The organism is Limnohabitans sp. Hippo3, from assembly GCF_003063665.1.
Classification (GTDB): Bacteria; Pseudomonadota; Gammaproteobacteria; order Burkholderiales; family Burkholderiaceae_C; genus Limnohabitans_A.
Genome location: NZ_NESF01000022.1, coordinates 1 through 8,399 on the forward strand (window position 1 = coordinate 1; position 8,399 = coordinate 8,399).

Below are 8,399 nucleotides of genomic sequence, written 5' to 3' on the forward strand. Positions count from 1 at the left end.
AGCTGCCAGTCCTCATCGAGGCGAACAAATTCCGACGGCTGCACCGAGCACTCCATGGCCTTCTCCTTCCATACGCAATGGAGAAGAGCATATCTCAAATTGATATTTTAAGTTAGCGCATATGCGCATGCGCGGGTATGACGGTGGGGGACGCGGGTATGACAACTATGCTTTGTCACCCCCGACTCGATCGGGGGTCCATGCCTTGTGCCTTCGCCCGACATGGATACCCGCATGCGCGGGTATGACGGTGGGGGACGCGGGTATGACAACTATGCTTTGTCACCCCCGACTCGATCGGGGGTCCATGCCTTATGCCTTCGCCAGCCATGGATACCCGCATGCGCGGGTATGACGGTGGGGGACGCGGGTATGACAACTATGCTTTGTCACCCCCGACTCGATCGGGGGTCCATGCCTTGTGCCTTCGCCCGACATGGATACCCGCATGCGCGGGTATGACAGTGGGGGACGCGGGTATGACAACTATGCTTCGTCACCCCCGACTTGATCGGGGGTCCATGCCTTGTGCCTTCGCCCGACATGGATACCCGCATGCGCGGGTATGACAGAAGGAGACGCGGGTATGACAGAGAGGATCACGGGCATAACAGTGGTGAGCCCGGGCTCCGTGCGACGGGAAACCAGCCAGTCAACCCATCACAATTTCAAACCCTTGGGCAGGGGGAACTTGATCGTCTCCTGGATGCCATCCAGCGTGCGCACCGACACCGCGCCCATGGCACGCAGGCGAGCAATCACCTCTTGCACCAGCACGTCCGGCGCCGAAGCGCCTGCGGTCAGGCCTACTTTTTGTGCCCCGTCGAACCAGGCGGGGTCTAAATCGGCGGCGCTGTCCACCATGTAGGCGGGCGTGCTCAAACGGTCGGCCAGCTCGCGCAGGCGGTTGCTGTTGGAGCTGGTGGGGCTGCCCACCACGATCACCACGTCCACCAGCGGGCTCATCAGCTTGACGGCGTCCTGGCGGTTCTGGGTGGCGTAGCAAATGTCTTGTTGTTTGGGCTCGCGCACTTGCGGAAAGCGGGCTTTGACAGCGGCCACGATCTCGGCCGCGTCGTCCACACTCAGCGTCGTCTGCGTGACCACCGCCAGCAAGTCCGTCTGGGCAGGTTGCACCTTGGCCACGTCTTCCACGTCTTCCACCAGGTGGATGCCGCTGTCGAGCTGGCCCATGGTGCCTTCCACCTCGGGGTGGCCCTTGTGGCCGATCATGATGAACTCGTAGCCCTCTTTGTGCAGCTTGGCCAGCTCCACATGCACCTTGGTCACCAGCGGGCAGGTGGCGTCAAAAATCCGGAAACCGCGCCGCTCGGCTTCGTCCTGAATCGCCCGGCTCACGCCGTGGGCGCTGAAAATCAGCGTGGCGCCGGGTGGCACATCGGCCAACTCTTCGATGAAGATCGCGCCTTTTTCCTTGAGGTCGTTGACCACATAGGTGTTATGCACGATCTCGTGACGCACATAAATCGGGCGGCCAAACTTGGTGAGCGCGTGCTCCACGATGTCGATCGCTCGGTCCACCCCGGCGCAAAAGCCACGGGGCTCGGCCAAAAGCACTTCAGACGTCATCACAGTACCCCAATCAGTTCGACTTCAAAGGTCACAGGCTGACCGGCCAGCGGGTGGTTGAAGTCAAACAATACCGCGCCCTCCTCATTCACTTGCACCACCGTCCCGGCATACGAGCCCAAACCATCGGGCGTGGGAAACTGCACCACATCGCCCGCCGCGTATTTTTCGGTCGGGTCGCCCAGCTCGTTGAGCAGCTTGCGCGCCACCCACTGCTGCATATCGGCAATGCGCTCGCCAAAGGCCTCACCCGCCGGAATCTCCATCACCACCCGCATGCCCTCAGCCAGGCCCAGCAGGCGCTGCTCCACGGCGGGCGACAAGGCGCCCGAACCCAGCGACAAGGTGGCAGGTTTTTCGTTGAAGGTGTTGATGATGTCCCCCTGCGGCCCGGCCAGGCGGTAGTGAAGCGTCAAGAAAGAACCAGGTTCGACAATGGACATAAGGGTTTTCGTGGTTGCCGCCCAAGCGGGCAAACGGGCATAAAGAAAGCACTATTGTAAAAAGCCCGGCCAAGCTGCCCTTTCACAAGGGATAAGACGGACCGAAGGCCGCTCCGGGGAGGGGCAAGACATGAGCATCAAGGACTTGCCGATTGACGCGCGTCCGCGCGAAAAACTGCTCGCCCGTGGCCCACAGGCGCTGAGCGATGTGGAGCTCTTGGCCATCTTGCTGCGCACGGGCATGGCGGGCAAAAACGTGTTCCAGCTGTCCGAAGAACTCCTCGGGCCAGACGGCATCGCGGGCTTGCTGAACGCCACCGTGCAGTCGCTCCAAATGGTCAAAGGCCTGGGCCCCGCCAAACAGGCCGAGTTGCTGGCCGTCTTTGAGATGGCGCGCCGGGCGCTCAGCCAGCGCCTCAAAGAGCGTGAGGCTTTCCACACGCCGGGCGCGGTCAAGCAATACCTGCAGCTGCAACTGGCCCACAAAAACCACGAGGTCTTTGCCGTGCTGTTTCTGGACAACCAAAACCGCATGCTGGCCATGGAAGAACTTTTTCGGGGCACGCTCAGCCAGACCTCGGTTTACCCCCGCGAAGTCGTCATGCGCGCCCTGCATCACCAGGCGGCTGCCGTGGTCCTCAGCCACAACCACCCCAGCGGCTCGGTGCAGCCCAGCCGCGCCGACGAGCACCTGACGCAAACCCTCAAGGCCTCTTTGGCATTGGTGGATGTGCGCGTGCTCGACCACATCATCGTGGGGCAAGGGCAGGCCTTTTCGATGGCGGAGCAGGGGTTGATGTGAGTAGCTCGGGGGGCCAAGCCTTGTGCCTGCGCCTGCCATGGATACCCGCGTGCGCGGGTATGACGGAATGGAGCGCGGGCATGACCGCCCTCCTCCGTCACCCCCGACTTGATCGGGGGTCCATGCATTCGGACGCAGGGGCGGCCTCTCTCAGTGATCCACAGGCCCAGTGGGAGCAGCCGCTAAACTCCTTGTTTTCCCTTCTACCCTAACGGCCATGTCCCACTACCACCTCTACGCCATCGGCAACGCCCTGGTCGATACCGAATACGAAGTCTCCGACGAACTGCTGAGCGCCATGGGCGTGAGCAAGCGGCACATGACGCTGATCGACATGCCCCAACGCGCCGAACTGCTGCGCCATGTACAAGGCCTGCACGCCCGGCGCACAGGCGGCGGCTCGGCGGGTAACACCGTGGTGGCGCTGGCGCAATTGGGCGGCAATGCCTTTTATTCGTGCCGCGTGGCCGACGACGAGCTGGGCGCTTTTTACATGCAAGACCTGCAAACCAACGGCGTGGCCACCAACCTCACCCACACCCGCCCCACCGAAGGCCAAACCGGCAGCTGCATGGTGTTGGTCACGCCCGATGCCGAGCGCAGCATGTGCACTTTCCTGGGTGCGACCTCGCAGCTGGACGCCAGTGCCCTGCACCCGCAAGACATCGCCAAGTCCAAAATCTATTACATGGAAGGCTATTTGGCCGCATCGCCCACGGGCCTGGAAGCTGCTGTCCAAGGCCGCCAGATCGCCATCGATCACCAGGTTCAAACCGCGCTCACGCTCAGCGATGTGAGCATGATCAACTTCTGCAAAGCAGGCCTGGAAGCCATGATCGGCAACGGGCTGGACTACCTGTTTGCCAATGAGGAAGAAGCGCAAACCTGGTGCGGCACGAACGATCTGGACGCCATCCTGGCGCAGTTGTCGCCCTTGGCCAAAACCGTGTGCCTTACGCGTGGCCCCAAAGGTTGCATCGTGGTGCAAGGCGGCCAGCGCACCGAAGTGCCCGCCGTGCCAACGAAAGCGGTCGACACCAATGGCGCAGGCGACATGTTTGCCGGCACTTTCTTGTACGGCATCACCCACGGCCACTCCCCTGCGCTAGCCGCCGCACTGGCCAACCGCACAGCGGCAGCGGTGGTCAGCCAGCACGGCAACCGCCTGACCAAAGCGCAAATGCAAGCGATCTACACCGACTTCCAAAAGGCCTCGTCATGAAAAAAATCCTCCTCCTCGGCTCCGGTGAGCTGGGCAAAGAATTCGTCATCAGCGCCAAGCGCCTGGGCTGCCACGTGATCGCCTGCGACAGCTATGCGGGTGCGCCCGCCATGCAAGTGGCGGATGAATCAGAAGTCTTCAGCATGCTCGACGAAGCCCCGCTGCGGGCCGCCATTGCCAAACACCAGCCTGACCTGATCGTCCCCGAGATCGAGGCCATCCGCACCGAAGTGCTGCTCGACGTGGAGAAACAAGGCTTTGAAGTCATCCCCAGCGCACGCGCGGCCAATCTGACCATGAACCGCGACCGCATCCGCGACGTGGCCGTGGGCCTGGGCGTGCGCACCGCCAAGTTCAGCTACGCGGACTCCGCCGCCGAGCTGCTGGCCCGTGCCAACGAAATCGGTTTCCCGGTCGTCATCAAGCCCGTCATGAGTTCATCGGGCAAAGGCCAAAGCGTGGCCAAGACGGCCGCCGATGTGCAAGCCAGCTGGGACTACGCTTGCGCGGGCATGCGCGGCGACCGCCAAAAAGTCATCGTCGAAGAATTCATCCACTTCGAGTTCGAAATCACCCTGCTCACCGTACGCCAGCGCAAAGGGCCTACGCTGTTTTGCCCGCCCATTGGCCACGTGCAAGAGCGCGGCGACTACCAATACAGCTGGCAGCCCCAAGGCATGAAGCCCGAGCAAATCAAAGCCGCGCAAGACATGGCCGAAAAAGTCACCACCGACTTGGGCGGCGCTGGTCTGTTTGGCGTGGAATTCTTCGTGACGAAAGACGAAGTGATCTTCAGCGAACTGAGCCCCCGCCCGCACGACACGGGCATGGTGACGATGGTCAGCCAGAACCTGAGCGAGTTCGATCTGCACGCCCGCGCCATTTTGGGCCTGCCCATTCCCGTTATTGAATGTGTGGAGGGTGCCAGCGCCGTGGTGTTGGCCGACAAAGAAGGCACAAACCCCAGCTTCACAGGCGTGGCCGAAGCCCTGAGCGAGCCGGGCGTGGACGTGCGCATCTTCGGCAAACCCACTACTCGCCCCTATCGCCGCATGGCCGTAGCCCTGGCCAAAGGCCCCAACGCGCTGCAACGCGCAAGGGACGCTGCGGGCAAGATCAAGGTGGTGGTTTAAGCGCTCCTGCCTTCGACTGCCATGGATACCCGCATGCGCGGGTATGACAAATCTCTTGTCACTCCCGCCACTTGCACATGTCACCCCCGACTCCCTGATTTGTCACCCCCGACTTGATCGGGGGTCCATGCCTGCTGCCTTCGACCGCGATGGATACCCGCATGCGCGGGTATGACAGATCTCTTGTCACTCCCGCCATTTGCATTTGTCACCCCCGACTTGATCGGGGGTCCATGTCTTCTGCCTTCGACCGCCATGGATACCCGCATTCGCGGGTATGACAAATCTCTTGTCACCCCCGACTTGATCGGGGGTCCATGTCTTCTGCCTTCGACCGCCATGGATACCCGCATTCGCGGGTATGACAAATCTCTTGTCACCCCCGACTTGATCGGGAGTCCATGTCTGCTGCCTTCGACTGCCATGGATACCCGCATGCGCGGGTATGACAGAAGGGGCCGCTGTTATGACAGAAGGGGACGCGGGCATGACTGAAAGGGACACAGGTATGACCATCACTTGTCACTCTGGATCAGGTCGTAGGTTCATCGCGACCAGCAGCGCCATCATGAACAAGAAGAAATGACTTTCTCTTGAACTGAACAAAGGCGAATTGATCATGCTGTCCACCAGCAAAATACTGGTCAGTGACACCAACAACACTTTGGCCTGGGCATGGTCAGAGCGCATGGCCACCCTGTAAAGCGACAGCAGCAGCGCCGCGTACAGCAGCACCCCGATCAGGCCATGATCCGCACCAAAGAACAAAAACTGGTTGTGTGGATGCCAACGGAAAGTGTCGCACCACTCCGGGTTCTCCAAAAATCGGCACACCTCGATGTGGTACGCGCCTGTGCCATGCCCCACGATCGGGTGTTCTGCCATCATCTTCGGCACGGTGCGGTAGTTGTAAGCCCGGTGCCCAATGGACGACATCACATCCACATCGCGCTTGGCAAACTCTGTCCAACCCAAAGCAATCCGCTCACGCATCACGCTCGACGATGCCAGCACCCCTGCCACCAGCAGCACCAGCACCGGCAAACCGATCCACAGCTTTTTGCCACCCCAGCGCACCAACATCCAGGACACCAGGCCCGCCAACAGCAACACCGCCCCTGTTCGACCCGAAGACAAATGGGTGATGCTGACCACCCCCAACGCCGCCACCAGCAACCAAACAAGACTCATTCGGCCAAGCCACGGGCGCTGCACTTTGGTCAAGGCAAACACCACCAAAAAAGACACCATCACGTTTTGCGTGATGTAGTCACCAAACACATGGTGCGACACACCCCAGCCAGGCGTTTTGGTCGTTGACCAAGGCAACACAAACCACACATTCAGCCAGGTAGACGCCAAGATAAACAGCATGGCCCCCACAAACGCCCACAACGCTCTTTTCTGCCACTGCGGAAACCGTGCCAACAACAGCATCAACACAACGGCATAAGCAAACTTGGCGTATTTGCCCAAATTGACCGACACCCAATGCCAAGGTGCAGGGGTGTAAAGCATGCCGACCAGCACCATGCCAAACAATGCCATCAGCCAAATCGCCGGCCAGCTCCAGGCATCACGCTTCAAATAAACGCTGCTGAAAGTGACTGCAAACCCGATCAACACCAACAGCAACACCACATTCGACAGCGCCATGGCCACCGGGAACAACAAAAACAGCGCAGGCACCAGCCACCCCAAAGCCACTGTTGTCTTTTGCCTGATCGCGATCATTCGATATCCTTTTTATCAACGCTCTATTATCAACTTGTGGCCAAGCGCTTCTGTCTTCGACGGGCATGGATACCCGCATGCGCGGGTATGACAAATCTCCTGTCACCCCGCCCCTGCATTCGTCACCCCCGCCCCTGCATTCGTCACCCCCGACTCCTGCATTCGTCACCCCCGACTCGATCGGGGGTCCATGCCTGCTCACCGCTTCACCCGACAAATCCCCAACCCCAACCACTCATGCAAAACCACTTGCCACAGCAGTAAGCTGCGGGCCAATGAATACTCGGCCGACATCAATGCGGACAAAACAAACACCTGGCCCTTTTCAAAGCGCTTAAACGACAAAAGAGCCTTTCGGCTCTTATGTCGTCAAACAATCGGGATCTGACCCCAATTAAATTTTTAACTGGCTTGCAGGGGCTGGGCGTGGAGCTGGATTCCCAGCGCAGAAGTAACTTTAAGGATGGTGGCGAAGCTAGGGTTGCCCTCTCCTGACAACGCCTTGTAGAGGCTTTCCCTGCCCAAGCCTGTATCGCGCGAAAGTTGCGACATGCCCTTGGCTCTGGCAATGATGCCCAGGGCCTTGGCGATAAAGGCTGCGTCATCACCCGCCTCTTGCAGGCAAGCCTCCAAGTAGAGCGCCATGTCCTCTTCGTTTTTGAGGTGTTCTGCGCTGTCCCATTTCCGTAGCTTGAGAGCAGTCATCTATTACTCCTTCAGTTGACGCGCTAGCTCCTGCGCGGTTTGAATATCTTTGACCTGACTAGACTTGTCGCCCCCGGCCAACAGAATGACGATCTCCAGACCTCGTAGCGTGAAATAAACCCGAAAGCCTGGGCCGTGATGAATACGCATTTCTGAAACACCTTCACCTACAGACTTGTGGTCCCCGAAATTTCCTTCTTCCGCACGATCGATACGAGCCTGGATCCGACGGGCGGCTTGTTTGTCCCGCAAGGACCCAAACCATCCGTCAAAAATGTCGGTTGTATAGATCGTCTTCATGTCGCATTGTATTAATTGGGATACAACACTGTCAAGCTAAGTAAGCAACAGCGATCAAGAAATTCCGCCTTCCTCCAAAGTGGCCCAAGAGGCAGCAACTTTAGTAGGCCAGCTCTGTGGAATGGCGGCCTTTGTGGGAGGCCGCCCCTGCGGCCGAATGCCTGAAATGGCTCCAGCCAACATTCGCGAGCGACATTCGTCACCCCGGACCCCTACGCTCGTCATCCCCGACCCCTGCATTTGTCACCCCGGACCCCTGCATTTGTCACCCCGGACCCCTGCATTCGTCACCCCCGACTCGATCGGGGGTCCATGCCTTCGCCGGCCGTGGATACCCGCATGCGCGCATATGCGCTAACTTAAAATATCAATTTGAGATATGCTCTTCTCCATTGCGTATGGAAGGAGAAGGCCATGGAGTGCTCGGTGCAGCCGTCGGAATTTGTTCGCCTCGATGAGGACTGGCAGCT

The 8,399-nt window shown here is 59.7% G+C and carries 8 protein-coding genes; 3 read left to right on the top strand and 5 right to left on the bottom strand.

Features of this window, described 5'->3' with window-relative positions:
* Positions 1 to 660: 660 nt before the first annotated feature.
* Positions 661 to 1,590 (bottom strand): 4-hydroxy-3-methylbut-2-enyl diphosphate reductase, encoded by a 930-nt coding sequence (gene ispH, locus B9Z34_RS14235; protein ID WP_108428771.1) that lies wholly within the window; start codon positions 1,588 to 1,590, stop codon positions 661 to 663.
* Positions 1,590 to 2,033, bottom strand: coding sequence for a peptidylprolyl isomerase (locus tag B9Z34_RS14240; RefSeq protein WP_108428772.1), 444 nt, complete (start codon positions 2,031 to 2,033; stop codon positions 1,590 to 1,592). The genes ispH and B9Z34_RS14240 overlap by 1 nt, the downstream gene beginning before the upstream one ends.
* Before the next feature lie 130 nt (positions 2,034 to 2,163).
* Between B9Z34_RS14240 and radC the strand changes: the two genes are divergently transcribed.
* The 3 genes from radC (at position 2,164) to purT (ending at position 5,190) form a co-directional block, all read left to right on the top strand.
* On the top strand, positions 2,164 to 2,835 hold the full coding sequence (gene radC / locus B9Z34_RS14245; protein ID WP_108428773.1) for a DNA repair protein RadC: 672 nt from the start codon (positions 2,164 to 2,166) through the stop codon (positions 2,833 to 2,835).
* 217 nt (positions 2,836 to 3,052) lie between these two features.
* Positions 3,053 to 4,057 carry an adenosine kinase gene (locus tag B9Z34_RS14250; RefSeq protein ID WP_108428774.1) on the top strand — a complete coding sequence of 335 codons (1,005 nt, stop codon included), beginning with the start codon at positions 3,053 to 3,055 and terminating at the stop codon, positions 4,055 to 4,057.
* On the top strand, positions 4,054 to 5,190 hold the full coding sequence (gene purT / locus B9Z34_RS14255) for a formate-dependent phosphoribosylglycinamide formyltransferase (RefSeq protein ID WP_108428775.1): 1,137 nt from the start codon (positions 4,054 to 4,056) through the stop codon (positions 5,188 to 5,190). The genes B9Z34_RS14250 and purT overlap by 4 nt, the downstream gene beginning before the upstream one ends.
* Positions 5,191 to 5,712: 522 nt before the next feature.
* Here the strand turns inward: purT and B9Z34_RS14260 are convergent.
* From B9Z34_RS14260 to B9Z34_RS14270, 3 genes are all read right to left on the bottom strand, one after another.
* Positions 5,713 to 6,924, bottom strand: coding sequence for an O-antigen ligase (locus B9Z34_RS14260; protein ID WP_108428776.1), 1,212 nt, complete (start codon positions 6,922 to 6,924; stop codon positions 5,713 to 5,715).
* A gap of 402 nt (positions 6,925 to 7,326) precedes the next feature.
* On the bottom strand, positions 7,327 to 7,629 hold the full coding sequence (locus B9Z34_RS14265; RefSeq protein ID WP_108428777.1) for an addiction module antidote protein: 303 nt from the start codon (positions 7,627 to 7,629) through the stop codon (positions 7,327 to 7,329).
* Between the two features lie 3 nt (positions 7,630 to 7,632).
* Complete coding sequence (locus tag B9Z34_RS14270) at positions 7,633 to 7,929, bottom strand: type II toxin-antitoxin system RelE/ParE family toxin (protein ID WP_108428778.1); 297 nt, start codon at positions 7,927 to 7,929, stop codon at positions 7,633 to 7,635.
* Between the last annotated feature and the right edge of the window lie 470 nt (positions 7,930 to 8,399).